Source organism: Streptomyces sp. NBC_00247 (genome assembly GCF_036188265.1).
Taxonomy (GTDB): Bacteria; Actinomycetota; Actinomycetes; order Streptomycetales; family Streptomycetaceae; genus Streptomyces.
Window position 1 is genome coordinate 6737203 of sequence record NZ_CP108093.1, and the last position, 25921, is coordinate 6763123.

General features: G+C 73.7%; 13 protein-coding genes. 7 read left to right on the forward strand and 6 right to left on the reverse strand.

Annotated elements, in window-relative coordinates:
• Window positions 1–288 precede the first annotated feature (288 nt).
• Genes OHT52_RS28940 through OHT52_RS28960 form a run of 5 tightly spaced genes read left to right on the forward strand, consistent with a single transcriptional unit; the run spans window position 289 to window position 13431 of the window.
• Window positions 289–1149: a DUF4132 domain-containing protein gene (locus OHT52_RS28940; RefSeq protein WP_328723123.1), complete on the forward strand. Its 861-nt coding sequence runs from the start codon at window positions 289–291 to the stop codon at window positions 1147–1149.
• Entirely contained in the window at window positions 1146–6344 is a 5199-nt protein-coding gene (locus tag OHT52_RS28945) for a hypothetical protein (protein WP_328723124.1), read from the forward strand. The genes OHT52_RS28940 and OHT52_RS28945 overlap by 4 nt, the downstream gene beginning before the upstream one ends.
• Window positions 6341–7564: an ATP-binding protein gene (locus tag OHT52_RS28950; RefSeq protein WP_328723125.1), complete on the forward strand. Its 1224-nt coding sequence runs from the start codon at window positions 6341–6343 to the stop codon at window positions 7562–7564. The genes OHT52_RS28945 and OHT52_RS28950 overlap by 4 nt, the downstream gene beginning before the upstream one ends.
• A gap of 3 nt (window positions 7565–7567) precedes the next feature.
• On the forward strand, window positions 7568–11515 hold the full coding sequence (locus tag OHT52_RS28955) for a DUF5682 family protein (protein WP_328723126.1): 3948 nt from the start codon (window positions 7568–7570) through the stop codon (window positions 11513–11515).
• Entirely contained in the window at window positions 11512–13431 is a 1920-nt protein-coding gene (locus tag OHT52_RS28960; RefSeq protein WP_328723127.1) for a hypothetical protein, read from the forward strand. Before OHT52_RS28955 ends, OHT52_RS28960 begins: the two co-directional genes overlap by 4 nt.
• A gap of 112 nt (window positions 13432–13543) precedes the next feature.
• On the opposite strand, the gene OHT52_RS28965 is transcribed toward OHT52_RS28960, so the two are convergent.
• Together OHT52_RS28965 and katG are read right to left on the reverse strand one after the other, a co-directional pair.
• On the reverse strand, window positions 13544–14623 hold the full coding sequence (locus OHT52_RS28965; protein ID WP_328723128.1) for a zinc-binding dehydrogenase: 1080 nt from the start codon (window positions 14621–14623) through the stop codon (window positions 13544–13546).
• Window positions 14624–15053: 430 nt separating this feature from the next.
• Window positions 15054–17309 (reverse strand): catalase/peroxidase HPI, encoded by a 2256-nt coding sequence (katG, locus tag OHT52_RS28970; protein ID WP_328723129.1) that lies wholly within the window; start codon window positions 17307–17309, stop codon window positions 15054–15056.
• A gap of 379 nt (window positions 17310–17688) precedes the next feature.
• Between katG and OHT52_RS28975 the strand changes: the two genes are divergently transcribed.
• The gene (locus tag OHT52_RS28975; RefSeq protein ID WP_328723130.1) at window positions 17689–18099 is read left to right on the forward strand and encodes a Fur family transcriptional regulator; all 411 of its coding nucleotides are present in this window, start codon (window positions 17689–17691) and stop codon (window positions 18097–18099) included.
• Between the two features lie 322 nt (window positions 18100–18421).
• Here OHT52_RS28975 and OHT52_RS28980 read toward each other — a convergent pair whose 3' ends face one another.
• A complete protein-coding gene (locus OHT52_RS28980) occupies window positions 18422–19627 on the reverse strand; it encodes a metallophosphoesterase (RefSeq protein ID WP_328723131.1) in 1206 nt (401 codons plus the stop codon).
• Between the two features lie 558 nt (window positions 19628–20185).
• Between OHT52_RS28980 and OHT52_RS28985 the strand changes: the two genes are divergently transcribed.
• Entirely contained in the window at window positions 20186–22024 is a 1839-nt protein-coding gene (locus tag OHT52_RS28985; protein ID WP_328723132.1) for an adenylyl cyclase, read from the forward strand.
• Between the two features lie 173 nt (window positions 22025–22197).
• Here OHT52_RS28985 and OHT52_RS28990 read toward each other — a convergent pair whose 3' ends face one another.
• The 3 genes from OHT52_RS28990 to OHT52_RS29000 form a co-directional block, all read right to left on the reverse strand.
• Window positions 22198–22986 carry an SDR family NAD(P)-dependent oxidoreductase gene (locus tag OHT52_RS28990; protein ID WP_328723133.1) on the reverse strand — a complete coding sequence of 263 codons (789 nt, stop codon included), beginning with the start codon at window positions 22984–22986 and terminating at the stop codon, window positions 22198–22200.
• A gap of 595 nt (window positions 22987–23581) precedes the next feature.
• On the reverse strand, window positions 23582–24601 hold the full coding sequence (locus tag OHT52_RS28995) for a TolB family protein (RefSeq protein WP_328723134.1): 1020 nt from the start codon (window positions 24599–24601) through the stop codon (window positions 23582–23584).
• Window positions 24598–25920, reverse strand: a complete 1323-nt coding sequence (locus OHT52_RS29000) for an MFS transporter (RefSeq protein WP_328723135.1) — start codon at window positions 25918–25920, stop codon at window positions 24598–24600. Before OHT52_RS29000 ends, OHT52_RS28995 begins: the two co-directional genes overlap by 4 nt.
• Between the last annotated feature and the right edge of the window lies 1 nt (window position 25921).

The window sequence follows — 25921 nt, forward strand, 5'->3', positions numbered from 1 at the left end:
GGCGCAAGTGCCGCTCCGCACGAGCGTCTCCCGGTGGGGCCGCTACGGAGGGCGGGCCCGGGCCGAGGCCCCACCACCCCCGCCGAGTCAGGAGGCGAGCCGCCCCTGCGCGCGGAACGGCGAAGTACATGACGGGTGCGGGCCGTACGCAGAAGAGGAGGCAGCCGAACCCGTTGTCAGAGGGGGCGCCTAGAGTCTCCGCTACTGGTCACGGTGAGTCGCCGTCGACGGGTTTCATCGGCGTGCCGCCGGTTCGGCGGCCATCCGGAACAACGGGGAGAACAGCGCATGGGGTGGGTTCAGGCGGGCGACTACGAAGTCGCCCTGGAGGCGGGCAAGGTGGTCTGCCGCAACGGGAAGGGCCGGCGGCTGCAGTCCGTTCCGGCCAAACTGAAGGACGATCCGGCGGTCGTCGGGCTCCGGCAGTTGACCGAATGGCTGGAGCGGCACGACCACCAGTGCCTGAAGGACGTCGAGCAGTGGATGGTGCGTTCGCTTCCCGTCCCCACGGCCGTGCTCGCCCGCGTCTGGCCCGACCCGGCGTGGCGGGCCGCCCTGCGGGACGTCGTGGTCACCGGAGCTGACGGTGGGATCGCCGGGTTCCTGCGCGACGTCGACCCCGACCGCGGTCTCGGCCTCGTCGACCTGGACGGCGACACGGTCCGCATCACCCCGGACGTCGTGAGCGTGCCCCACCCCGTACTCCTCGACGACCTCGACGACCTGCGCGAATTCGCGGTCGAGCTGGCGGTGAGCCAGAACGTGGACCAGCTGTTCCGCGAGGTGTGGCGCCGCCCGCCCGGACTCGCCCCGGACACGACCTCCGTGGACACCTACGCCGGCGGCGTGTTCAAGGAACTGCGCTTCCTGCACGGCCGCGTCACCCAACTCGGGTACCGGTCGCGCGGCGGATACGCGGTCTGCCCGGCAGTCGAGGGCGGTGCCACCGTCGAGGCACGCATCTGGATCGGCGAGCACGACGGCTACGGCGAGTACGACACCGAGACGGGCCCCCTGGGCTGGACCGACCCCGCGGGGCGCGCGCTGGCGGCCGCCGAGGTCGGCCCGGTCGCGTGGTCCGAGGGCATGCGCATGGCGGCGGCGCTCTACGCCGGCCGCGACGTGGCGGACGAGGAGCGGGCGGCATGAGCATCACGACGACGAACACCCACACGATCCCGACGGCGGAGGGCGAGGCGTCCCTCCCCGCCCAGGACCGGGGTGAGAGCATCTCCCGCACCGCCGCAGAGGCACGCGCGGCGGCCCTGCTGGACGCGGGCGCGATCCTCCCGGCAGGTACCACCGACCGGGACGACGCCGACGCGCTGACCGCCCGCACCTACACCCACACCGCCCTCGACGACCGCGCCGTGGTCCGGCTCGTTCCCGGCACTCTCGGCGAAGCCGAGGACCTGGCGCTGGAGTTCCTCGGGCTGGCCCGGACCTCCGAGGCGCCCGTCGTGGGACAGGTGCGCCGCGAGACTCTGGGCTTCCCGGCGTGGGCGCTGGTCAACGACCCGGCCAACGGACACCATGCCCTGGCCCTGGTCAAGGACATCGAGCGGCTGGGCCGGCAGGCCAGAACCCGTGCCGGAGCGGCCAAGGAGGGATTCGACGAACTCGGCACCCGGCTCGGCCGTGCCGTCCCCCACTTCCTCCCCACCTACTACGAGCAGGTCGCACGCCTTTTCCTCCAGGCCGAGAACACCACCTACGCCGCCTCCTTCTTCGGCAAGGCCCGCGAGGCCGAGCGGGTGCACGGACTGGTCGTGGACGAGGAGCGGCAGCGAGCCGTCTTCCTGGAGTTCGCCTTCGCCGGGGCGCTGACGGTCAAGGCGCTGCGGCAGTACGTGCGGGACCTGGTGGCCCGGCTCGCACCGGTGGACGCCTGGGCACAGTTCCGACGTCTGCTGGTCGAGCGCTGCGCGGCCGGCATGCCGCCGTACGCGGCGCTGCCGCAGGACGTACGCGCGCTGGTCAAGGCCGCCGGTCTGGACCGCGAGGCCGCCGAACGCGAGCTGATGGCCGATCTGATCGGGTCCCCGGGCGTCGTCCGCGCGCCGACCTCGTTCTGGACGACCTACCGTTGCGCGCTCGTCGCCCTCGCCCGACAGGACGAGGCCGTGCGGGTCCGGCTCCTGGGCTTCTTCCCGGAGACCTTCGGCGAGACCAAAAAGGACACGGACGGCGACGCCGACTGGCTCGTGTTGCTGGCCGATTCCGGCGCGGAGGACCTGCTCACCGCCCACCCGGACACCTCCGAGGGCGCAGCCTCCGACTTCGCCTCGTCCGCCTCGGCCACCGCGCCCGTCTCCCCGGCCGACTGGCTCGCCCGCTGGGAGGCGCACCGCCGGCGCAACCGCGCCACCGCGGCCCGCAGTCCGCAGACCCTCGGCCTCGCCGCCCGGATGGCGGACCGGCTGCGCGCAGACGGGCGTCCTGTCGAGTTGTTCCAGGGCCGCTGGCAGCGCAACGCGGACCTGGACCTTCTCGACCTCTGCCTGGCCTCCGGCGTCCCCGTCGTCGAGCCGGACGATCAGGGCACCGGACAGCCTGCCGGTGTCCCTCTCGGCCAGTGGCTCACCGACACCGCGCCCGGCGCGCGGGACCTCGCCGCCGTCGCCGAACGGCCGGTCTTCCGCGCCCTCCTGCGCCGGAACATCGGCGGCCTCGGCAGCGAACGCAGTCAGCGGCTGGGCGACGCCGGCATGGCGAAGCTGGCAGCGCATCCCGCGCTCTCCCCGATCCTCCGGGAGTGGCTGACCGTCTGCGCCGAGGAGTACACCGCCGCCCGTGGGCTTCCCGGGCTGCGCACCGCGCAGAACAAACTCTCGCCGTTCCGCACCGTGATCGCGGACGTCGCCCCAAAGGCCGTACGGCTCCTCAAGGACCACGACGTCGTGCCCCTGCTCGCTTCCACTCTGCGTACCGGCGTCCTCGACGAGCTGGGCTGGCCCGCGCTCGACGAGACGTACGCCGAACTCGCCGCCGAGGTCGCTTCCGCGACACGTCAGCGGCATCACCGGTCGGAGAGCGTCGGTGTCACCGGCGCCTGGCCCGCGCTGATCCTGCACACCCTCGAACGAGCCGTCGTCATCGGCCCGGAGGGTGTTCTGCTCCGGCACACCCTGCGGCTGCCCGCCGCCGTCGACCACTGGCGGACGTTCGCCTTCCGCTACGTCGACGGCGAGTTGCTGGTCATCTGGTGGGAGGACGGCACGCAGCGCGGCTACTGGTCGCACCGCCCCGCCGAGGTGTTCACCGTCGCCGGCGAGCAGATCCCCCGCTGGGGCGGCTCCGGCGCCTCGGACGACGTGTGTCTGCCCCTGCCCGGCGGCGGCCGGGCCACCGGCGGGAAGGCCCTGCACGCGGGCGACACCTCCCTCCCGCCCCAGCGTGCCGTCATCTCCGACGGCACCGGCCACTGGCGCGAAGGCCACCAGGGTTCCCAGCAGGTGTGGCTGGAATACGACCCGGCCGCCGGTACCCACGGCCGTGCGTCCCTCCCCGCCTTCCTCCGCTCCGGGGTTCGGGACAGCACCCGGCTGCTTGCCGAGCACTGCCAGGTGCTGCCCCTCCAGCCCGGTCTGGAGTCCACGCCGTTCGGCACGGACGGCACGGTCCTCGGCCGCTGGGTCCGCCGCACGGTCGACGAACCCGGCACGGCAGCCCCGGCCCACGGGCACCGGATCGTCGCGGGCACCCCCGACGGACACACGGTGACCCTGCCGTACCCGCTGCCCGGGGGAGGCTCCCCGGTGCCGCTCGGCGCCCTCACCCTGCCCGGCGGGTCACGGCCTGTCGCGGTCCTGCGCCACCGCTCCGTCGAAGCGCACCCGGCGGACACGGACGGCACCGGTGGCGCCCTGTGGTCCGTCAACCCCGGCTCCTCCGGCGGGAACGACGTGGCGGGCACCCCCTACGTACCTCCCGTCGCCTACTGGCACGCCCTGCGCCCCAGGGACGAGCGGGGCTCCGCGGTCCTGCGGAACCTGACCGACTCCCGGGCGGGGGAGCTGTTCGAGCAGGTCGCCGTCGCGGTCGTCCAGCACCTCCAGGCGTTCCGGGCCGTCGAGGAGTACACGGGGCCCTCGTCGAGGGAGCTGTGCGAGGAAGCCGTCGCCCGGGTGCTGCCCGAGGTGACCGACCCACGGCTCCTCGCGGGCATCACCGGGCTCGTCCGGAACGCGGTGGACCGGGCTGCCGCAGCCGACCGGTACCTCGAACCGCCCAAGCCCGTGCAGCCCGCCGCTCCCCAGGACCTCGCGCGCACCCGAGGCATGTTCTTCGACCACGAGCCCGAGCACGGCGACGACACGACCCTGCAGAACGCCTCCGCCTGGAGCTCCGAGCGGATGCGCGGCGGCTGGTGGGGAGCCGGACGCCGGTGGACCGTGATCCGGCAGATCCTCGCCGTCAACCATGTCCTCGCCGGCCGGCCGGCGTTCGGCCCGCCCGCGCCGTCCAAGGTCCCGTTCACGTCCGTGGACGGCTGGCAACGGGACGAGTACACCGTGCCCGGCGACTCCCTGAGCTGGACCTCCGTCCTCGGCATGCTGCCCGAACTCTCCTACCGTGCAGCCTCGGCGACCACGTCCCCCGAACACCGCACCGGGCTTCTCGTGCTGCTGGAAGCCCTCGCCGCAGGCCCGCTGGCCGACCCGGCGGGCACCGTCCGGCAGGTGGTGCTCGTCGAGCCGTACGACGCGGGGACTCCAGGGACGGGACGCCACGAGCCCGTGGACCGCCTCGGCCAGGTGCTGCGCAGAGGTGCCCGCACCGTGGTGGTTCTCGACAGCCGCGGCCAGAACTCCCGGAACGACGCCGCACGCTGGCTCGCCCTGGACCACGATCCGACCGGCGCCTTCGGCCCCGTCCCCGGCTTCACCCTGGACCGCGAGTACGTGTACCGGAACGGCATCGCCCGCGACCGGCTCACCCGGCTCACCACCCAGGTACGGGAGCAGGGCCCGGCACCCTGGAGTCCGGAGGCCGCCGAGGCGTTCCACGCGGCCACCGGCATCGGCCCCCTCCAGTCCGCCGCGCTGCTGTCCGGCGCCGTGCGGGAACCCGGCACCGAGGCGCTGGCGCTGCTCGGAGTGAAAACGCGTGCCTTCGAGGCCGCCCAGGCCGGGCTGGACGCACTGCCCGCCGCCGACCTGCACGCCCTGCTCCGGGCTCTGCTCCCCGCGGACCCGGCCGAGCTCTGGTCCACCGGCCCCGACGTCGGGGCCGCCGCCGAGGTCTGGCAGGAGAGACTGGCCTCCGTCGTCCGCGTCCCCGAGGAACTGGACCTCGACCTGTCGGGTACCACCGCGGACGCCGTCGACCTGATCCTCAACACCGGCTCCCGGACCTGGCTCGCCCACGGCACCGATGTACCGGACGGCACCGGCCGCCCGGTGCTGCGCCTGGTGAGCGCACGCGGTGCCCTCGTTCCGGTACTCACCGCCCTGCGCACCCTCGCCTACACGTTGCCGTACGGGCATCCCCTGCGGGCGCACCTGCCCGTCGGGCTCACGGCTCTGCGCGGCCACCTCGCCGACCCGGGCCTGGTGCTGGACCTCGGTCTGCACTGGACCGAGGCGGGGAACTCGATCGGCCCCGCGGTCCGCGCCGCCCACCAGCTCCCCGAGTCCGGCGGCGCCGGCGCGGACGGACTGGTCCGGGTCGGTACGGCGCTGCTCCTCGCCCCCGACCACGGCAGCAGCGAGAGGCTGCTGATTCGCCCGGCCGGCCTGGCGGGCCCCGACGATCCGGCGTTCGGCTTCGTCGAGGGCATCGTCGCCCGCCACGCCACCGGCGATCTGCTCGCCCTGCGCGCGCTGCTGGGCGAAGAGACGTTCGCGCTGGCCGCGTCGGGCGCCCCCGACGGCTCCCCGCTCCACCCTGTCCAGGACCCGACACGGGCGGTGCCGGACCTTCTGGCCGAGGCCGTCGACGCCCTCGGCCTGAGCGAGGACGCCGCCGCTCTCTACCTGATGCTGCTCGCCCTGCCCGACCCCACGGACCGCAACTGTGTCCGGTGGACCGGGTGGAAACCGGCACGGGTCAAGAAGGCCCGTGCGGAGCTCACCGCCACCGACCTCGTCGTGGAGGCGAAGCGCTCCCGCGCCGGGCGCACGCTGTTCCTCCCCTGCGGCTGGCTGGAACGCGGCGCCCCCGGACTGCCGCTGGAGACCTGGAAGGAAAAGCTGTACCCGGTGGCCGGGTACGCCCGGACCCTGCCCCACCACCCCGTGCCCGCGCTGTTCGCAGCCGCCTGGGCACGGGTCCGCGGCGGGGACGCCCCCGCTTTCGAAGAACTGGACACCCGCGCAACCCGGAAGGGCCGCCGCCGATGACGAACGACACCACACCCACCATGGACAGCACCGCCGCGGCCCGCGTCCCGGATCGGGCGGCGCCGCCCGGCCGGGAGCACCGCCAGACCACGCCGCCCGAGGACCGGTACGCCACCGAGCTGGCCTTCCTGGCCGTCCACGACGCAGGGCCCCGCCCACCCGGCTGGCTGCTCACCCCGCGTGCCGTCGTCACCTTCGTGATGGGCAGCGCGGGCGAGGCACTGAGCCTGCCGAAGGGCGCCCGGTCAGGAGCCGGGGTGCCGCTCCGCCTGGTGATCGAACAGAAGTTCGTCGGCGAGCGCGCCCTGGTCGAACGGTGCGTGGTCACCCTCGCGGGAGAGCGCGGACTTCTCCTCGTGGGAGAACCCGGCACCGCCAAGTCCATGCTCTCCGAGCTGCTGTCTGCGGCCGTCTGCGGAACCAGCGCTCTCACCGTGCAAGGCACCGCCGGCACCACCGAGGACCAGCTCAGGTACGGCTGGAACTACGCGCTGCTGCTCGCCCAGGGGCCCACCGAGCAGGCCCTGGTGCCCTCGCCGGTGCTCACGGCCATGACCCGGGGGGCCGTCGCCCGTATCGAGGAGGTCACCCGCTGCCTGCCGGAGGTCCAGGACGCCCTCGTGTCGCTGCTTTCCGAGCGGCGGATCGCGGTCCCCGAACTGGCGGGCGGCGAAGGCTCCCAGGTGCACGCGGCCCCCGGCTTCACCCTCATCGCCACCGCCAACCTGCGGGACAAGGGCGTCTCGGAGATGTCCGCCGCGCTGAAGCGGCGCTTCAACTTCGAGACCGTGGGTCCCATCGGGGACGTGGACGCCGAGACCGCGCTCGTCCGGCGCCAGTCCCGGGCGGCCGTCGAACGGGTGGGCGCCGCCTACCAGGTGGACGACGCGGTCCTCGAAGCCCTTGTCACCGCCTTCCGGGACCTGCGTGAGGGCCACTCGGTGGAGGGCTGGGAGGTCGAGCGCCCCTCCACGGTGATGAGCACGGCGGAGGCTGTCTCCGTCGCGGGCTCCCTGGGCCTGGCCGCCGCCTACTTCCCCGGTGACCGGGACGTGCTCTCCCTCCTGCCCGGCCATCTGCTCGGGGTCGTCCGAAAGGACGACCCCGCCGACGCGGCACGGCTGCTGGGGTACTGGGACGGGCCGGTGCGCAGGCGTGCGGAGCAGGGTTCGGCCACCTGGCGTGCCCTGTGGGACCTGCGCGCGGTGCTGGAGAACTGACGGATGAGCGAGTCGACCACCCCCGGGACCCGGTCCACCGCCGAGGGGCCGCCCACGGCCGGTGCGCCGGTCGCTTCTCCGGCGCGGGGCCGGGCGGCCGGGCCCGCCGTCCCGGAAGCCGCGGCGGCGGCCCTCGCGGCGACCGGACCCGGCTTGCCGTTCCTGATCGGGGTGCGCCACCACGCACCCTCGTTGGCGGCCGCCCTCCCCGCGCTGCTGGACGCGGCTGCCCCCGACGTCCTCCTCGTCGAACTCCCCGCCGAGTTCCAGCCCTGGCTCGGCTGGCTCGCGCACGAGGAGACCGAGGCCCCGGTGGCGCTGGCCGCGGTGCTTGCCGAGGGGACCGGGCCCGGCTCGGCAGGTGCTGGGGGGCCCGCCTTCTACCCGTTCGCCGACTTCTCGCCCGAACTCGTCGCACTGCGCTGGGCGGCGAGAAACGGTGTCCCGGCCGTGGCCTGCGATCTCCCGCTGGCCGACCGGGCATGGGCGGGGGGCGGTCAGGGCACCCCCAACCCCGCCCCTGCCCCGGGAACCGACTCGGCACCCGTGCCGGGGGAGGGGTACGACCTGTCCACCGCGCTCCGGTCCCGGCTCACCGGCCGGGACGGCGACGACCTGTGGGACCGGCTGGTGGAGGCCCTCGCGCCCGGTTCGACACCCGAGGCGCTCCGCCGTGCCGCCCTGCTCACCGGCTGGGCACTGCGCCACGAGGCCGAGGCACGGGGCGGGGTGCACGGTACGGACCTGGCGCGCGAGGAATGCATGCGCGGACACCTCGCCGAGGCCCTGGCGAACGGAGGCCGGCCCGCCGTGGTGGTGGGAGCCTTCCACGCCCCGGCACTGCTACCGTCCGCCGCCGGAGCCGCCGGAGCCGCCGGAGCCGCCGGAGCCGCCGGAGCCGCCGGAGCCGCCGGAGCCGCCGGAGCCGCCGGAGCCGCCGGAGCCGCCGGAGCCGCCGGAGCCGCCGGAGCCGCCGGAGCCGCCGGAGCCGCCGGTGGTCCTGTTCCGGATGGGGCGGAGGCGTCCGCCTCCTTGACCGGGCGGGGCGCGGACGGCCACGTGAACGGCGTTGCCGGGACGGCGGATTGCACGGTCTCCCTGGTCCCGTACACGTACCCGCTGCTCGACTCGCGGTCCGGCTACCCGGCCGGTATCAGGGACCCGGAGTGGCAGCACACCGTCCTGGACGCCGCAGGGGACCCGGCCGCGCTGCACGAGGCCCTGATCCGCACCGCGGTCCGGGTCTGCGCCGCCCTGCGCGAACAGGGCCACCCCTACGGCCCGGCCGACGGCCGGGAAGTCGTCCGGGTGGCCGGAGACCTGGCCCGCCTGCGCGATCTGCCCGCCCCCGGCCGCGGTGAACTCCTGGAAGCCGTACAGACGGTGCTGGGGCGGGGCGAGACCTACGGCACGGGCCGCGCCGTCGCCCAGGCCCTCGAACGCGTACTCGTCGGAACCCGCACCGGACGGCCCACGCCCGCCGCTCCGCGCAGTGGACTGGGCCCCGCGGTCGAGGCCGAGACCGAGGCGCTCTCCCTCCCCGGTCCGGAGGACGGGCACGAGAAGACACCGCGTGACCTCCGGCTCGACCCGGCGCGTTCCACCCTGGACCGGCGCCGCGAACTGCTGCTACGCAGGCTGACGGTGTGCGGCATCCCTTACGCGCAGGAGCAGGACGTGAGCGGCGCGGCGGGCACCGAAGGGCTCACGACGCGCTGGCAGGTGCGGTGGACCCCGGCGACGGCCGCGATGCTCACCGCGGCCGGGGCCCGCGGCGTCACCCCGGTCCAGGCGGCCGAGGGCGTGCTGCGGCAGCGGCGCGCGGCCGAGCGCGCGGAGGGCGGCCCGACGGCCGCTCAGGTCGTCCGCGGCCTCACCGAGGCCGCCGATTGCGGACTCCCCGCCTTGGCCGACGAGCGGCTGACGGAACTGTCGGCCGTACTCCCCGCGAGCGGCACCCTCCCCGAACTCCTCGCGGGGCTCGACCTGCTGGACCGCATCGACGCCGGCCACCTGCCGGGCCTGGCGGAGTCCGACGCCCCGGCCCCGGACGCCACCACCCTGGCCCGTACCGACCGCACGGCGCGCGCGGCCGAACTCCTGACCTCGGCCGCGGTCCGCCAGGTCGGCGGCCTGACCGGCTCCGAGGAGCCCGAGGACGCCCGGGCGCTGCTCGAACTGGCCCAGCGCGCTGACCGGTTGGGTGGCATCCGGCTCGCCGACGCCCTCGCCCGGCTGGCCGCCGACGGCACCCCGCTGATCGCGGCGGCCGCCGGAGCGGTCAGGGTGCTCACGGGCCACGAAGAGGCCGCGACCTTCGGCAGGCGCGTCGCGTCCTGGGTGGACGGAGCCGCGGACAGTACCCTCCGGGCCGCTCTCACCGCCCGCCTCACCGGCGTCCTGACGGTGGCGGGTCCGCTCCTGGCGGTCGGCGCCGACGCCCTGGACCCGTTGCTCCAGCGGGTCGTCGAGCTGGACGACACCGCTTTCCTGACCCGACTGCCGGCCCTGCGCGGCGGCTTCGACACCCTGAGCCCGGCGGCCCGGGACCGGCTGCTGGACACCGTCGAGGAGCGCCTGGGCGAACGCGTGGGCACCCTCGACGCGGACGATCCGGCCGAGACGGCCCGCCGGACCGTCGCCGACCTCGCGGCCCGCGAGCTCCTGACCAGCCTCGGCCTGCCCGTCCCGCCGCCCGTGTCCGACGACCGGATTCTCCCGCCGCCCGGCCACCCGGCCTCGGCCGCAACCCACCCGGCTGCGGTCCACCCCGCCTCCGCCGCAACCCATCCGGCCTCGGCCGCAACCCACCCCGATACCGCATCCTCCACCGGGGCCGCCTCCGCACGGATCCTCGCCCCCGCCGACCGGTGGCGGCTGGTGCTCGGCCGGCGTCCCGGCCGACTGCCCTCCGGCGCCGCCCGCCTGGCGACCGCTCTGGACGAGCTCTACGGTGCGGGACACGGCGAGGGATCCAGGGGCGGCCTGCCCGGCTCACGCGGCGGCCGGGAACCCTCGTTCCCCGGCGTCCGCGAGTGGTCCGACGAACTGGCCGCGCTGTTCGGCCCCGGCATTCGCGAGGAGGTCCTCGCCGCCGCAGCCGCGACGGGCCGCCAGGACGTCCTCGCCGAACTCGACCCGGCGGCCGTCACCCCCTCCGTGGAACTGCTCCGGACGATCCTGCGGTACGCCGGCGGCCTCCCCGAAGCCCGCCTCGCGGCGCTCCGGCCCCTGGTCCGGCACTTGGTCGGCGAACTGACCCGGCAGCTCGCCACCCGGTTGCGACCCGCCCTCACCGGCACGATGTCGTCCCGGCCCACCCGCCGACCCGGCGGCCGGCTCGACCTGCCGCGCACGCTGCGCGCCAACCTGGCCACCGCCCGCCGGACGGCCGACGGAACGGTTCGGGTGATCCCCGAGAAACCGGTGTTCCGCAGTCGCGCCCGCCGGTCGGCCGACTGGCGCCTGATCCTGGTCACCGACGTCTCCGGATCCATGGAGGCGTCCACGATCTGGTCCGCGCTGACCGCCTCCGTACTCGCCGGGGTGCCGACTCTGAGCACCCATTTCCTGGCCTTCTCCACCGAGGTCGTCGACCTCACCGGCCATGTGCACGATCCCCTCTCCCTCCTGCTGGAGGTGAGCGTGGGGGGTGGTACCCACATCGCCGCCGGGCTGCGGCACGCCCGCAGCCTGATCGCGGTGCCCACCCGCACCCTCGTCGTCGTCATCAGCGACTTCGAAGAGGGCGCGCCGCTCGGCGGACTGCTGGCCGAGGTGCGGGCCCTGGTGTCCACCGGCTGCCACGTCCTCGGCTGCGCGAGCCTGGACGACGCCGGCAGGCCGCGCTACTCGACGGGCGTCGCCGGGCAGCTCGTAGCCGCCGGCATGCCGGTGGCGGCCCTCAGCCCACTCGAACTGGCCCGCTGGATAGGGGAGAAGACCGCATGACCGCCGCCCAGTTGCCACCCGTCGCGCCGGAGGTCACGGCCACGCTGGTGGAGGACCTCCCGCCCCGGCTGCGCAAGCGGCTGGACGCGGCAGTCACCAAACTCGGCGCCCGCCCGACACACCGCGTCGGGGACACGGTGACGATCGCGGTCGACGACGAGAGCGAGTTGCGCCTGCACGCCCCGGGCGGCGTGGTGAAGACGGCCGACGCCATCACCTGCGGGTGCCTACTCGCCCCGGCGTGCGTCCACCGGGCTGCCGCCGCCTGCGCCGCCCCCGTGGCGGACCCGGCGCCGGAACTCGCCGACCAGCCCACCCCGGGGGTCCCCGAACCCGTCTCCGGGACCGAGCCCCCCTCCACTCCCGACCCTGCCACAGCCACAACCACAGCCACTGCCGCTGCCGCTGCCACCTCCGCCTCCGCCTCCGCCTCCGCGACCGACTCTGCCCCCACCGCACCGGTCGCCCCCACCGCCCCCACCGCACCCGCTCCCGACCCTGCCGCCGCGATCGAAGTGGCGAGCCCGGCCCAGCGTGCAGCGGCCGACGCCCTGTGGTCGGCGGGAGCCGCCGTGCTGGAGGGCGGCGTCGACGGGGCAGGCGCGGTCGCCCAGTCGGCCCTCCTCCGTGCCGCGCACACCGCCCGGCTCCGGCACCTGCCGCGCGCCGCGGGCGCCGCGCTGTCGGTCGTCACGCTGTTGCGCGCGGCCCGCTCCGGTTCCCCGTCCTTCCGCACCGCCGACCTCGTCACAGCCCTGGCCGAACTCCTCGGCACCGCACACCGGGTGGGGACGGCGTCCGGTGCGGAACTGGCCGCCGTCAGGGGTCGCGCGCGCCGCCCGTACAGCCCGGACGGCGCGCTGCGCCTGTACGGCCTGTTCACCGAACCGGTGGTCACCGACTCGGGGCACGGCGGTGTCCGCACCTGGGTGGCCGGATCCGACGGCCGTCTCTGCACGGTCGGTGACGTGGCGCCCGGCGGCGTCGGACGCGCCCTGGGCGTGGCCGACCGGGCCGTGCGCCTGGGAGACAGCGCGCTCACCCATCGGGAGCTGGGCCGGGCCGGCCTGGCGGTCTCGGGCGCCACGGTGTCACCGGACGGCAGACTGGGCGCAGGCAAGGGGGTCAAGGCCGTTACCGCCCGGGGCGTGGCGTGGACGGAGACGCCGCTCGCGGCCCTGTGGGAGACGGCTCCGGCCGAACAGGCAGCCCGTGCCCTGAGGTCCACCTCCCGCTACGAGGACCAGCACGGCGGCGGCAGCGACCTGCTCTTCCTGGACGTCGAACTCCTCGGCGCCGTGCGGGAGCCGGGTGGCAGCTGCCTGCTCGCCCGGTGCGAGGGAGGGACGCACGTCCGGCTCACCGTCGCCGACGACGACCCCGCGCTGGCCCACCGCGACAACCTGATGCTGCTGGCCGCGGCGCCCGGGACCCGGCTGAGGATCATCGGCCGCCTCGTGCCCGCCCTCCACCCCCGGCTCACCCTCCTCGCCTGTTCGCACCCCACCGGCGAGGGCACGATCGACCTCGGCTTCGACCGCCTGCGCCGCGCCGACCTTCCGGACCCTGCCGCCTCCGTGCACCCGGCCCTTCCACACCCCGAAGGGTCCGGCGCGCACTCGCCGCTGTACCTCCTGGAGCGCCGGGTCGAACAGGCGGTTCCGGCGGGCCGTGCCGCCCTCGGCATGCTCGGGGACGTCACCGCCCAGACCCGCCGCCTCGGCCGGGCGGGTCTTCCCACGGCCGCCGGACTCCTGACGGCGCTGTGCGCCTCGGCGACCCGACGCGACCGCGACCTCTTCGGCCGGCTCCTTCCCGCCGACAACGACGCCTTCGCCATGTACTGGCTCGCCGCCGCCCGTTACACGGCCGCCGTGGCAGAGTCCTTGTGCGCGGCGGCCTGGGAACCGACCTGATCACCGCAGGAGGGCTGAAGCCGATCGGTGCCGGACCACTCGAACGATCCCGTGAGCCGGGAGGCCATCGGCCTCCCGCAAGTCCGTCGGCCGCTGCCCGACGGGATGGCTCTCATGTCCCGGTGGATTCGGCATCGCGGGCTGACAGCCGGAAACGCGCCGGGTCCGGGCCAGTGCGTTCGCGGCCGGCCGCCCCCTCCCGACGGTGTCCGCATTCGGGTCGGACGGTGATCACCGCTTTGCCCAGCAGCGCTCGGGACTCGATCGCCTCGTGCGCCGAAGCCGCGTGCGCAAGGGGGAAGGTGGCTCCGACCACCGTCTTCAGAACCTTCTTCGCGGCCGCGTCGAGAACGCGCGTGAGGAGTGCGGCGTGAGCCGAGGCGGTCAGCCGGATGTCTCCGATACCGAGCAGCCGGACGCCGCGGGCCGTCGCTTCCGAGGGGTTCACCGGCGCGAATCCCCCTGTCGGGGCGCCGTGGGCGGAGAACCGGCCGCCGTTCGCGACCAGGGAGAACGCGGCCAGTCCGACCTCGCCGCCCACCCCGTCCAGGACGACGTCCGCGCCCGCGTCGCCGAGCGCCTCCCGCGCGCGGTCCACCCAGTCCGCGCCGGTCGGGTCGATGACCGCATCCGCTCCCAACTCCGTTACCAGGTCCATTTTCCGCTGCCCGCGGGCCAGGCCGACTACCCGGGCCCCGGCAGCTCCGGCCAGCTGCACGAGGAGTGTTCCCATGCCGCCCGACGCCCCCACGATCAGAACCTGCTCACCCGGCCGGACGGCCGTGACGTCCAGCAGTTCGGCCGCTGTCGCCCCGTCGTGCGCCAAGGCGGCGGCGTCCACGAAGGAGACCTCGTCGGGGACGACGGCCAGAGCCTCCACCGGAGCCACGGCCAGTTCCGCGTAGGCTCCGGTGTACCCGATGGAGGCAACGACACGGCGTCCTGCCCAAGCCGGTTCCACTCCCTCGCCGACCGCGCGTACCGTCCCGGCGATACCGCCCCCGGGAACGTACGGAGGGGTGACCGGGAAGAACTTCCTGCCCCAGCCGGCCCGCACCTGAGTCTCCACGAAGATCGTGTCCACGGCGGCCACGGCGACCAGCACCTGCCCCGGCCCCGCCACCGGGTCGACGGCCTCCGCCGCGACCAGTACCTCCGGGCCTCCGAACCCGACCACCTGTGCCACACGCATGGCGTTCTCCATTCGCTCGGGCCCACCGGGTTCCGGCGGCGGTGCCCGAGTCTCTGACATCGAGTGCGCTTGAGGTCAAGGGCCGGACTCTCCGTCGATCGCCGGGGATCCACGGGTTCAGCGTCCGGTCGGTTCAGCGTCCGATCGGTTCGAAGAGCCGTCACGCGTGGGCGGAGGAGCCGCCATCTGGAGTCCCGCCACCTGACGTCCGGCCACCTGACGTCCGGCCACCTGACGTCCCGCCGTCTGACGTCCGGCCATCTGACGTCCCGCCGTCGCCGTCGCGGCCGTCACCTCGGCTCTCGAGCCAGTCGGGTCGGTGCCGCGTCACGGTGAAATGGCTGTGGGGCCGGTGCGCACGTGCGCACCGGCCCCACAGCCGCGACCGGGGTGCGCCGGCCGCTGAGGGAGCGATCGTGATGGGGCAGGGTCAGTTCAGGTCGAACCGGTCGAGGTCCATGACCTTGGTCCAGGCGGCGACGAAGTCCTTCACGAACTTCTCCTTCGCGTCGTCGCCGGCGTAGACCTCGGCGAGGGCCCGGAGTTCGGAGTTGGAGCCGAACACCAGGTCGACGCGCGTACCGGTCCACTTGACCCGGCCGGACGCGTCGCGGGCCTCGAACTCGTCCTGCGCCGACGACGTCGACTTCCAGGTGATGCCCAGGTCGAGCAGGTTCACGAAGAAGTCGTTGGTCAGCGTGCCCGGCCGGTCGGTGAGGACACCGTGCTTCGAGCCGCCGGTGTTGGCGCCGAGCACGCGCAGACCGCCGACCAGGACCGTGGTCTCCGGGGCGCTCAGCGTCAGCAGGTTGGCGCGGTCGAGGAGCAGGTACTCGGCGGGCAGGCGGCTGCCCTTGCCGGTGTAGTTGCGGAAGCCGTCGTGCGCGGGCTCCAGCGCGGCGAAGGACTCGACGTCCGTCTGGTCCTGCGTGGCGTCGACCCGGCCCGCGGTGAACGGCACCTCGACCTCGACGCCGGCGTCCTTGGCCGCCTGCTCGACGGCGGCGCCGCCGGCCAGGACGATCAGGTCGGCCAGCGAGACCTGCTTGCCGCCCTTGGCGTCGAAGGCCTGCTGAACGCCTTCCAGCACGCGCAGGACCTGGGCCAGCTCGTCCGGGTCGTTCGCCTCCCAGCCGCGCTGGGGCTCCAGACGGACCCGGGCACCGTTGGCGCCGCCGCGCTTGTCGCTGCCGCGGAAGGACGAGGCCGAGGCCCAGGCGGCCGAGACCAGCTGCGACACCGTCAGGTCCGTGGCGAGAAGCTGCTCCTTGAGCGAGGCGATCTCCGAGGCGTCCAGCGGCTCGCCCGTGCGGGCGGGCAGCGGGTCCTGCCACAGCAGCACCTCGGAGGGCACCTCGGGACCCAGGTAGCGCTGGATCGGGCCCATGTCGCGGTGCGTCAGCTTGTACCAGGCGCGCGCGAAGGCGTCCGCGAACTCCTCCGGGTTCTCGTGGAAGCGGCGCGAGATCGGCTCGTAGGCCGGGTCGAAGCGCAGCGACAGGTCGGTGGTGAGCATCTGCGGCTTCTGCTTCTTCGACGCGTCGTGCGCGTACGGGACGGTCGCCTCGGCGTCCTTGGCGATCCACTGGTGCGCGCCGGCCGGGGACTTGGTCAGCTCGTATTCGTACGCGAAGAGGTTGTGGAAGAACTCGTTGCCCCACTGCGTCGGGGTGCTGGTCCAGGTCACCTCCAGACCGCTGGTGATGGCGTCCCCGCCCTTGCCCGTCTGGTAGGTGCTGCGCCAGCCGAGGCCCTGCTCCTCCAGCGGAGCGCCCTCGGGGTCCGCGCCGACGTTCTCGGCCGGACCCGCGCCGTGCGTCTTGCCGAAGGTGTGACCACCGGCGATGAGGGCGACCGTCTCCTCGTCGTTCATCGCCATCCGGCGGAAGGTCTCGCGGATGTCGCGGGCGGCCGCGATCGGGTCCGGGTTGCCGTTGGGGCCCTCGGGGTTGACGTAGATCAGGCCCATCTGGACCGCGCCGAGCGGGTTCTCCAGCTCGCGGTCGCCGGTGTAGCGCTCGTCGTCGAGCCAGGTGGTCTCCGGGCCCCAGTAGACGTCCTCCTCCGACTCCCAGACGTCCTCGCGGCCACCGGCGAAGCCGAAGGTCTTGAAGCCCATGGTCTCCAGGGCGACGTTGCCGGTGAGGATCAGCAGGTCGGCCCAGGACAGCGCCTGGCCGTACTTCCTCTTGACCGGCCACAGCAGTCGGCGGGCCTTGTCCAGGTTGCCGTTGTCCGGCCAGCTGTTCAGCGGGGCGAAGCGCTGCTGACCGGCGCCCGCGCCACCGCGGCCGTCGCTGATGCGGTACGTGCCGGCGCTGTGCCAGGCCATCCGGATCATCAGCGGCCCGTAGTTGCCGAAGTCGGCCGGCCACCAGTCCTGCGAAGTGGTGAGCACCTCGGCGATGTCCCGCTTCACCGCGGGCAGGTCGAGTCCGCCGAACGCGGCCGCGTAGTCGAAGTCCGCGCCGAGCGGGTTCGCCACGGCGGGGTTCTTGGCGAGGATCTTCAGGTTGAGGCGGTCCGGCCACCACTGGCGGTTTCCGCCGCCCTGAGTGGGGTGCGGCGCGCGGCCGTGGGCCACGGGGCAGCCGGCTGCCTGAGCCTCGGGCACCTCGGGAATGGCCGTCTCGGGCGAGTCCGGAACGACGGGGTCGAAGACGTGCGACTCGGGGTTCTCGGTCATGGGAAGTCCTTCCGGACCCGGTGGGTCGTGGGGCGCTGAACGGGGGAGGAGGATTCGGACGGTGCAGAAGGGGCACTCCGGGTGCCGGAGTCTCGTCGCGGGTGGCCCGATCGCCTCACGGGCCACCGGACCCGACGGTCCCTGGCGGTGCGACGACGGGGGCGCGCGGCCGGCGTCCGATGCTCGGCCGGCGGTGTCCCGTCACGTGTCTCTGCTGCCGTACCGGAGTCTTCCTGTCTCTTGGATGTCGCCGGAACAGATCCTACGATGGACTTCGTCCAAGTCAAGAAGTGCCTTAGAATCACATCGTTCGGGGCGTGGTGTCGTCGGATTCTTTCCGGGTGGCTCGTTCCCCGCGGAGCGGAGCGGGTGAGACCGGATGAGCGACCTCCTTCAGCGGCTGCGGAACCGTGACTGGCGGTTGACCTCGCAGCGGCGTGTCGTCGCGGAGGTCCTCGACGGCGATCACGTGCACCTTACGGCGGACGAGGTGCATCTGCGGGCCGCCGCGCGACTGCCCGAGATCTCCCGTGCGACCGTCTACAACACGCTGGGGGAACTCGTCGCGCTCGGCGAGGTGCTGGAAGTCTCGACCGTCGGCCGGGCCAAGCGCTACGACCCGAACGCGCACCGCCCCCACCAGCACCTGGTGTGTTCCGGCTGCGGCACGGTCCGCGACGTCCACCCGGTCGGCGACGCCCTCGGCGACCTGCCCGAGGCCGAACGGTTCGGGTTCGCCGTCGGCTCGGTGGAGGTCACCTACCGCGGCCTGTGCCCGGCCTGCGTCTGACCGCGACGGGTTCCGCGCGCCCGGCGGAACCACTGGACCGAGGTCACCCCGCACCTGACCGGCCCGTGGCCGATCCGCTGTCCGCCGAACGACGAAGCCGGCCGGTGACTCGGTGTGCCGGAGGGGGGCCGGAGGCTGAACGCCGAACTCGGCGTCCCGGGCGGTCGGGCGGGGATACGCCCCACGGTTCGGCGGTGTGCCGGTCCCGTACCCGGAAGGTCTCCATCGGCAAAGGGTCACGAAGCGCACGGATACCTCCCACCGGCCCATGCTCCCGGGTGCCCGCGCCGAGGACGCCCGGGAGCGCCGGCAGGAGCACGTCCTACCGCGGGGAACGGAGCACGAGAAGGGTGATCTCGCTGGGTGCGAAGACGCGGAAGGGCGGGCCCCAGAAACCGGTGCCGCGACTCGTGTAGAGGAGGGTCCGGGACCCGTGCCGGCTGAGTCCGGCGAGGGCCGGCTGGTCGAGGCGGACCAGGTGGTGGAAGGGCCATATCTGGCCGCCGTGGGTGTGGCCGGAGAGCTGGAGGTCGACGCCGTGGGCCGCCGCCCGGTCGATGAACTTGGGCTGGTGGGCGAGGAGGAGGACGGGGAGCTCGGGGTCGGCGCCCTGGAGGGCTCCGGCGAGGTGGGCCCCGTGCCCCGCCAGTCCGGAGGACTCGGCGGTGACGTCGTCGACGCCGGCGACCACGAGGGTGTCGCCGCCGCGTTCGAGCAGCAGATGGCGGTTGCGCAGCGGCTCCCAGCCGAGTTCGTCCATCAGGTCGACCCAGCCCTGGGCCTCGCTGTAGTACTCGTGGTTGCCGGTGACGTAGACGCGGGCCCGAGTCGCCCGCACGGTGCCGAGCGGGGCGGCCTGGGCGCGACGGCGTTCGGCCGTGCCGTCCGCGATGTCGCCGGTGTGGCAGACCAGGTCGGCTTCCAGAGTGTTCACCGTCTCGCACACCCGCTCGGACCAGCGGGCGCGGTCGAGGGGGCCGTAGTGGGTGTCGGTGATCAGGGCGACGCGGGTTCCGTCCAGCCCGGCCCCCAGGCGGGGGAGCCGCACGTCGAGTCGGCGTACGCGGGGCACGCGCCGGGCCTCGGCGTACCCCCAGGCGAGCAGCACGGCGGCTGTTCCGAGGACGGCCCAGGTGACGGTGCGCGCCCGGTCCTGTCCGTCACCGACCCCGGCCACTGCCAGGGCGAGCCGCAGCAGGACGCCGAGCAGAACCGACCAGGTGAACAGGACCCAGATGCCGCCCAGCAGCGTGTCCCCGACGATCGCCGCCCGGTCCCGCTGGCGCCGGCCGTGGCCGCGCACCATCGCGAGCGGCATACCGGCCAGGCCGAGGAGGAACAGCGCGGTGCCGATGGACGTGACGGGGGGCGGCCAGTGCTGCCCGGCGTGCAGGAGAACCCAGCACGGCACCGCCCACAGCAGCACGGGAGCGGTCAGGGGGACCCAGCGCATCAGTCGCCCCAGTCCACTCGGTGGTGCTTTCGCCGCTTCACCGGCGGCGGATCGGGTGTCGCTCGTCTCGGTCATGCTTCCCCTCCTGAGGTTCCGTCCGGCGGACCGTTCCGTACCGGAGCCGGGTGGTGGCCGCGGCGCGGTCGTCGTACCACCCGTCCGCCGCGGCCCCGGAACGATCCGCCGCCCGTGCCCTGGTTCCGCTCCGGCCTCGGCTGCCGGAGTCTCCTTGAGGGCTCATTGTCCGCCGCCGCGGAAAGAGCCGTCCTCCAGGCCCCGGTAAGTCCGCTTCGGACCGTCTGCTGCGCCCGGCCCACGGCTCGCGCGCGGGTGGTCCCGCGGTGACGCGTGCTCAGGACGGACCGCACGGTGCCCGGTTCAGCACCCGGGAGCCGGATTCGGCGGCCCGGGCATGCTTCGCTACCGTTCCTCGGGCCGAGGGGCCATGGGTGGAATCGTGCGCTTCTCATGGCTTCGTCCGGTAGGTGCGCGGGCCTTCAAATCCCCCTTGCTGCACGCGCATTGACGCTCCACATCCGCGGTGATTCACTTCGTGGCTGAGAGAGCGCTCTCAGAGATCGGGGGCCCGGTGACGGCCCCGTCCATTCACGCCATGCAGGGAGAGCCGTGTCCATGATTCCCTCTCGCCGTAGTGTGCTGCGCGGGGCAGCCGCTGCCGCTGCCTCGGTGCCGCTGATCAGCGGAGTCAGTTCAGGACCGGCGTTCGCGTCGGCCGCGGCCTCCGGCGAGCACGGGGCCGGCCACGCTTCTGATGAGCACCGGACCGGCCACGCCACCTCCGCGCTCGGCCCGAACGTCCTGGTCTTCGATCCGTCCATGAGCGACGCCTCGATCCAGGCCAAGGTCGACGCCGTGTTCGCCGTCCAGGAGTCCAACCAGTTCGGCGACGAGCGCTTCGCCCTGGCATTCAAGCCGGGCACCTACACCGTCGACATCAACGTCGGTTTCTACACGCACGTCCTCGGTCTCGGCGCGAGCCCTTCCGATGTAGTGATCAACGGTCATGTCACCGTCGACGCCCAGTGGTTCGACGGGAACGGCACCCAGAACTTCTGGCGGGCCGCGGAGAACCTGACCATCGTGCCGCCGGACGGGCTGGAGCGCTGGGCGGTTTCCCAGGCGGCCCCGATGCGCCGCGTTCACATCAAGGGGAACATGACCCTGATGCCGAGCCCGCCCGGCAACCAGTGGTCCAGCGGCGGCTTCCTGGTCGACAGCAAGGTGGACGGGCAGGTCGATTCCGGCTCCCAGCAGCAGTGGCTGTCGCGCAACGACACCTTCGGCAGCTGGACCGGCTCCAACTGGAACATGGTGTTCGTCGGTACCGAGGGCGCCCCCGCCCAGTCCTTCCCGGCCCCGCCGATGACCACCGTCGACCGCACCCCCGTGGTACGGGAGAAGCCGTTCCTCACCGTGGACCGCCACGGCTCCTACCAGGTCTTCGTGCCCGCGCTGCGCTCCAACAGCACCGGCACGACCTGGGAACACGGGCAGGCCCGGGGGCACAGCATCCCGCTGTCGCGGTTCCACGTGGCCCAGCCGGGCGACTCGGCCGCCGAGATCAACCAGGCCCTCGCCCACGGCAAGCACCTCCTGTTCACGCCGGGCATCTACGACATCTCCGCGCCGCTGCGGGTCAACCGGGCCGGCACCGTGGTGCTCGGCCTCGGCCTGACCACCCTGCGCTCCACCCGCGGCAACACCGTGATCGACGTCGCCGACGTCGCCGGTGTCACCCTCGCCGGGCTGCTGGTCGAGGCGGCCTCCAAGCACACCCCGGTGCTGGTACGCGTCGGCAAGGGCCGGAGCCGGCTGCGGCACAAGGGCGACCCGACCGTGCTCTTCGACATCGTCGCCCGCATCGGCGGCGCGATCGCCGGCGGCGCGGGCATCAGTGTCCAGGTCGACAGCAACGACGTGATCTGCGACCACCTCTGGCTCTGGCGCGCCGACCACGGTCTCGACGGCACCGTCGGCTGGACGGTCAACCCCGCCGACACCGGCATCGTGGTGAACGGCGACCACGTCACCGTGTACGGGCTCTTCGTCGAGCACTACCAGAAGTACGAGGTGGTGTGGCAGGGCGAACACGGCCGCACCTACTTCTTCCAGAACGAGCACCCGTACGACGTGCCCACGCAGTCGGCCTGGCGGCACGGCTCCGCCCTCGGGTACGCCGCGTACAAGGTCGGCGACAACGTGCGCGAGCACCACGCCTGGGGCCTGGGCAGCTACTGCTTCTTCAACCTCGGCGCGAACATCTACACCGACGCCGCCTACGAGGTCCCGAACACCCCCGGCGTCGTCTTCACCGACCTGATGACGGTCTGCCTCAACGACGCGGCCGGCGGCGGCATCCTGCACTGCATCGACAATGCGGGCGACCCGGTCCAGAACGGCTTCGGGACGTACTTCATGAAGTCGTACTCCAACGGGGTCGTCGGAGCCTGACGCCGGTGCGCGGCGGCGGTGGTGGGGCCTGGTGGCCACCACCGGGCCGACCGTGAGCGGGTGACGTCAGGAGAGGTGCGCGGTGGCGCGGCGGTCGTACGGACCGCCGCGCCACCCGCGTATCCCCGCAGCCGTGAGCGGTGCCGTGTGCCCATGCAAGGAGGGGAGGGCGACTACAGGGTGGTGACCAGGCCGCCGTCGACGACGAAGTCGGCCCCGGTGATGTTCCCGCTCCGGTCGCTCGCCAGAAAAGCGACGAGGTCGGCGATCTCTTCGGGACGGGTGAAGCGACCGGTCACCGAACCGCCCGCGGCTTGCTCCGCCACGGATTCGGGGCTGCCACCCGTCGCCGCGGAAACCGAGGCGGCGACACCGTCGTCCCCCAGCCACAGCGCGGTGCTGACGGGTCCGGGGCTGACCGTGTTGACGCGGATGCCCTGCGGCCCGAACTCCTTGGACACCGCCTTGCAGAAGTTGGACAGCGCCGCCTTCGCGGTGCCGTAGTCGATCACCAGCGGATCGGGGAGGAAGGCGTTGACCGAGCTGATCGTGACCACGCCGGCTCCGGTCCTTCCGGCCATGTGGGGGAGCGCGGCCCGGGTGGCACGGACGGCCGCCAGGAAGTTGATGGTCCACGCGGCCTCCCACTCCTCGTCGGTCACCGTCAGGAAGCCGTCCACGCGTGGGCGCACCGCGCCGACGTTGTTGACGAGGACGTCCACGCCGCCGTACGCGGAGACCGCTGCGTCGACGAGAGAGCGGGGGCCGGTCGGACCGCTCAGATCGACCTCGACGGCGAGGACGCGTCCGGTACCGGCCAGCGCTTCGAGTTCAGGGGTGTTCTTCCGCGCCCCCGTGACCACGGTCGCGCCTTCGCGGACGAGAGCCCGGGTGACGGCGAGTCCGATGCCACGGCTCGCACCGGTGACGATCGCGATGCGGTGGGACAGGCCCAGGTCCATGGTGGATTCCTTCGCAGGTCGATCTCGACGAGGACGGCCGGTACGGCCGGTTCGGCACGGTGCCGGCGACATCGCGCGAGCCGGGGGAGGCAGCGGTGCCGTCCACCGTGCCGGAGTTCCGGCACGTACCGCCTGAGCGTCCCACGGGTCACCGCCTCCGGGCGCGGCGTGACCCTCTGCGCCGCGCCGTCGCCTCCCGCGGTCGGTGACGGTCGCCGGGACACCCCACCCTCGTGGCGAGCGTTCGAGACCGGAGAGGTCAGCGGCGGCGACCACCGAGACGTTCTCCAGTGTCGGCGCGTTCTCCCAGACCTCCGCCGCGAGCGCCGAAGCGCGGTCGTGGAGGCGGTCTGCGCGGTCGGCGGCCGCTTCGGCCGGGCCCTCGCAGGCGAGCGTCTCGGCCTGCTCTTCGAGTTCGTTCAGCAGCGCGACCGCGTGCTCCGGATGGTCCGGTGCCGGCAACTCTGCGGCCGGCGCCCAGGCCTCGATGCGGGGCCGTTCCCGTCCCGTGCGTGGTCCCACGTCGCATCGGTTGCCGCGCCCGGTGACGGCGGCGGGGGGCCGAGGCCCCCGGCCGGCCGCCGTGGACCGTCGGTCACAGGTACGCCGGGGACACCGCCGCGGTCATCACCGGGTGCGGGCGGCCGGAGCCGTCGGCCGGGACCTCGTAGAGGTCGGCGCCGAAGTCGCCCGGCAGAGCGTAGGTGACGGTGGTGTCGTCCTTCCAGACCGCCTGGTCGTCCACGCTGCGGGTCTCGGCGAGCGGGTGGTCGGCGAGTGTGCCCAGGTCCAGGACGTGCAGGCGCCAGGGGGCGTCGGCGGGCAGGCCCTCGTCGCGGCTCTTGTAGGCGATGCGGGTGCCGTCCGGGGAGAGCGAGGGGCACTCCACGTTGGTCCGGAGAGTGGTGAGCGTACGGTCCTCCAGGTCACCGCGGATCAGGTAGGTCCGGCCCTTCGTGGCGAGGGTCGCGTAGAAGTGCCGGTCGTCCGAAGCGAAGGTGACGCCCCAGAAGTTGACGTCCGCGGCGCGGTAGGGGCGGCCGTCCTTGCGTATCGCGAAGTCCTCCAGACTCGGGACGAGCTTGCCGGTGCGGGTGTCGAGGATCGCGGCGCGGGTGGAGAAGTTCGTGCCCGCGTAGCTGTCGCCGCCCACGAAGACCGTCCAGGCGGCCAGCCGGCCGCTGGGGGAGACACGGGCGCGGGAGGGGATGCCGGGGATCGGGTAGTGCGCCTTCTCCTTCAGGCTCCGGTCGAGGATCGTGGCCCGGTAGGTGTCCTGGAGCGCCCCGTGCACCGCCTGGAGGCAGACTCCGGTACCCGAAGCCGCGTAGAAACGCAGGCACTTGACGCCCGAGGCGGTGCGCGCCCCGGTGGGCGCCGTGACTGGTACGGTCGTCAGCTCGTCGCGGTGCGGGCCCCAGGCCATGTTCCGGAAGATCATCCGGTGCTGGTCCGCGAGCGTGATCCGCCCGGTGGTGACGACCGGCCCGCCGGGCTTCGCCACGTCGAGCCGGTCGGACCTGGCCGCGGCGTGCAGCACGGAGGCGGTGGCGACGACCGCGAGCACGGTGACGGCGCAGAGGAGGACGAGGAGCCGGGAGCGTGGGCGCGTCATGCGGGAACCTTCACGGTCGGGCCGGTGCGGAGTGCGAACGCGGCGCACACGGCGAGTGCGGCCGCCGCCGCGAGCAGGGCCGTGCGGTCGCCCCACGCGGTCCAGGCCGCGCCGAAGGCCAGCGAGCAGATGAACCGGGCGAAGGCCTGCCCGGTCTGGATCAGTGCGAGACCGGAGGAGCGCAGTTCCTCCGGCACGCTCTGCGAGGCCGCCGCCATCAGGACCCCGTCCGTGGCCGCGTAGAAGGCGCCGTGCAGGACGAGCACCAGGTACGGGAGCGCCGCCCCGTGCCACGAGGAGAGCAGCAGACCGTACGCGCCCAGCAGTGCGACGTGCCCGGCGAGGAAGACCCGCCAGGGACCGACCCGGTCCGCGAGCCGGCCCAGGGGCAGGGCGAGCAGCAGGAACGCGGCGGCGGTCCCGACCGGCATCAGGGCGAACCAGCGGTCGGGCACCCCGAGACGGTGCTGGAGCAGCAGGTAGACGAACGAGTCGCTCACCGTCGCGAGACCCAGCAGCAGCGCGCAGACGGCGATCCGCCGGATCGCGCGGTGCCGGAGCAGCGCGAAGGCCGCGCGCAGGGTGGGCCGGGGGGCGGCGGTGCCGGGGTGCTCGGCCGGCTTCACGACACGCGGGGTGCCCGGACCGGAGGAGGCAAGCGGGGCGGTGCTCTTCGCGGGTACGAACAGCACCAGTACCAGCACGCCCACAGCCGCCACGCAGAAGCTCACGGTGAACACCGCGTCGTAGCCGTCGACGGTGGCGCGCAGGATCAGGAACGCGGCGAACGGACCGAGCAGGGCGCCCGCGGTGTCCATGGCGCGGTGGACGCCGAAGGCGCGGCCACGGGCCTCCGGCGGCGACGACAGGGAGATCATCGCGTCGCGCGGCGCGGTGCGAAGCCCCTTGCCGGTACGGTCGGCCGCCAGGACGAGACCGATGGGCGTGAGGGTGTGGGCCATGAGGAGAAGGGGTTTGCAGAGCGCCGAGAGGCCGTAGCCGAAGACGGCGACGTGCTTGTGGCGCCCGCCTCCGCGGTCGGCGAAGTGACCGCCGACCAGCCGGACCAGGGCGGAGAAGCCGTTGTAGACACCGTCGAGCAGCCCGAAGCCGAGAGGGCTGAGGCCGAGACCCGCCACCAGGTAGAGCGGCAGGACCGCGGTCACCATCTCGGAGGACACGTCGGTGATCAGACTGACCGTGCCGAGCGCCAGCACGGTGGGGGCGACCGCCACGCGCCGCCGGGCCGGCTGTGTGCCCGGCCCGGCGGCGCGTTCGGCGGACCCCGCACGAGTGGCGCGGCTGTCCGCTACGTACATG

What these genes read in the sequence shown, in the direction of transcription:
- OHT52_RS28985 (WP_328723132.1), top strand. Translation starts at nt 20,186, where the DNA reads ATGATTCCCTCTCGCCGTAGTGTGCTGCGCGGGGCAGCCGCTGCCGCT.
- OHT52_RS28980 (WP_328723131.1), bottom strand. Translation starts at nt 19,627, where the DNA reads ATGACCGAGACGAGCGACACCCGATCCGCCGCCGGTGAAGCGGCGAAA.
- OHT52_RS28995 (WP_328723134.1), bottom strand. Translation starts at nt 24,601, where the DNA reads ATGACGCGCCCACGCTCCCGGCTCCTCGTCCTCCTCTGCGCCGTCACC.
- OHT52_RS28950 (WP_328723125.1), top strand. Translation starts at nt 6,341, where the DNA reads ATGACGAACGACACCACACCCACCATGGACAGCACCGCCGCGGCCCGC.
- OHT52_RS28940 (WP_328723123.1), top strand. Translation starts at nt 289, where the DNA reads ATGGGGTGGGTTCAGGCGGGCGACTACGAAGTCGCCCTGGAGGCGGGC.
- OHT52_RS28945 (WP_328723124.1), top strand. Translation starts at nt 1,146, where the DNA reads ATGAGCATCACGACGACGAACACCCACACGATCCCGACGGCGGAGGGC.
- OHT52_RS28975 (WP_328723130.1), top strand. Translation starts at nt 17,689, where the DNA reads ATGAGCGACCTCCTTCAGCGGCTGCGGAACCGTGACTGGCGGTTGACC.
- OHT52_RS28990 (WP_328723133.1), bottom strand. Translation starts at nt 22,986, where the DNA reads ATGGACCTGGGCCTGTCCCACCGCATCGCGATCGTCACCGGTGCGAGC.
- OHT52_RS28955 (WP_328723126.1), top strand. Translation starts at nt 7,568, where the DNA reads ATGAGCGAGTCGACCACCCCCGGGACCCGGTCCACCGCCGAGGGGCCG.
- katG (WP_328723129.1), bottom strand. Translation starts at nt 17,309, where the DNA reads ATGACCGAGAACCCCGAGTCGCACGTCTTCGACCCCGTCGTTCCGGAC.
- OHT52_RS28960 (WP_328723127.1), top strand. Translation starts at nt 11,512, where the DNA reads ATGACCGCCGCCCAGTTGCCACCCGTCGCGCCGGAGGTCACGGCCACG.
- OHT52_RS28965 (WP_328723128.1), bottom strand. Translation starts at nt 14,623, where the DNA reads ATGCGTGTGGCACAGGTGGTCGGGTTCGGAGGCCCGGAGGTACTGGTC.
- OHT52_RS29000 (WP_328723135.1), bottom strand. Translation starts at nt 25,920, where the DNA reads ATGTACGTAGCGGACAGCCGCGCCACTCGTGCGGGGTCCGCCGAACGC.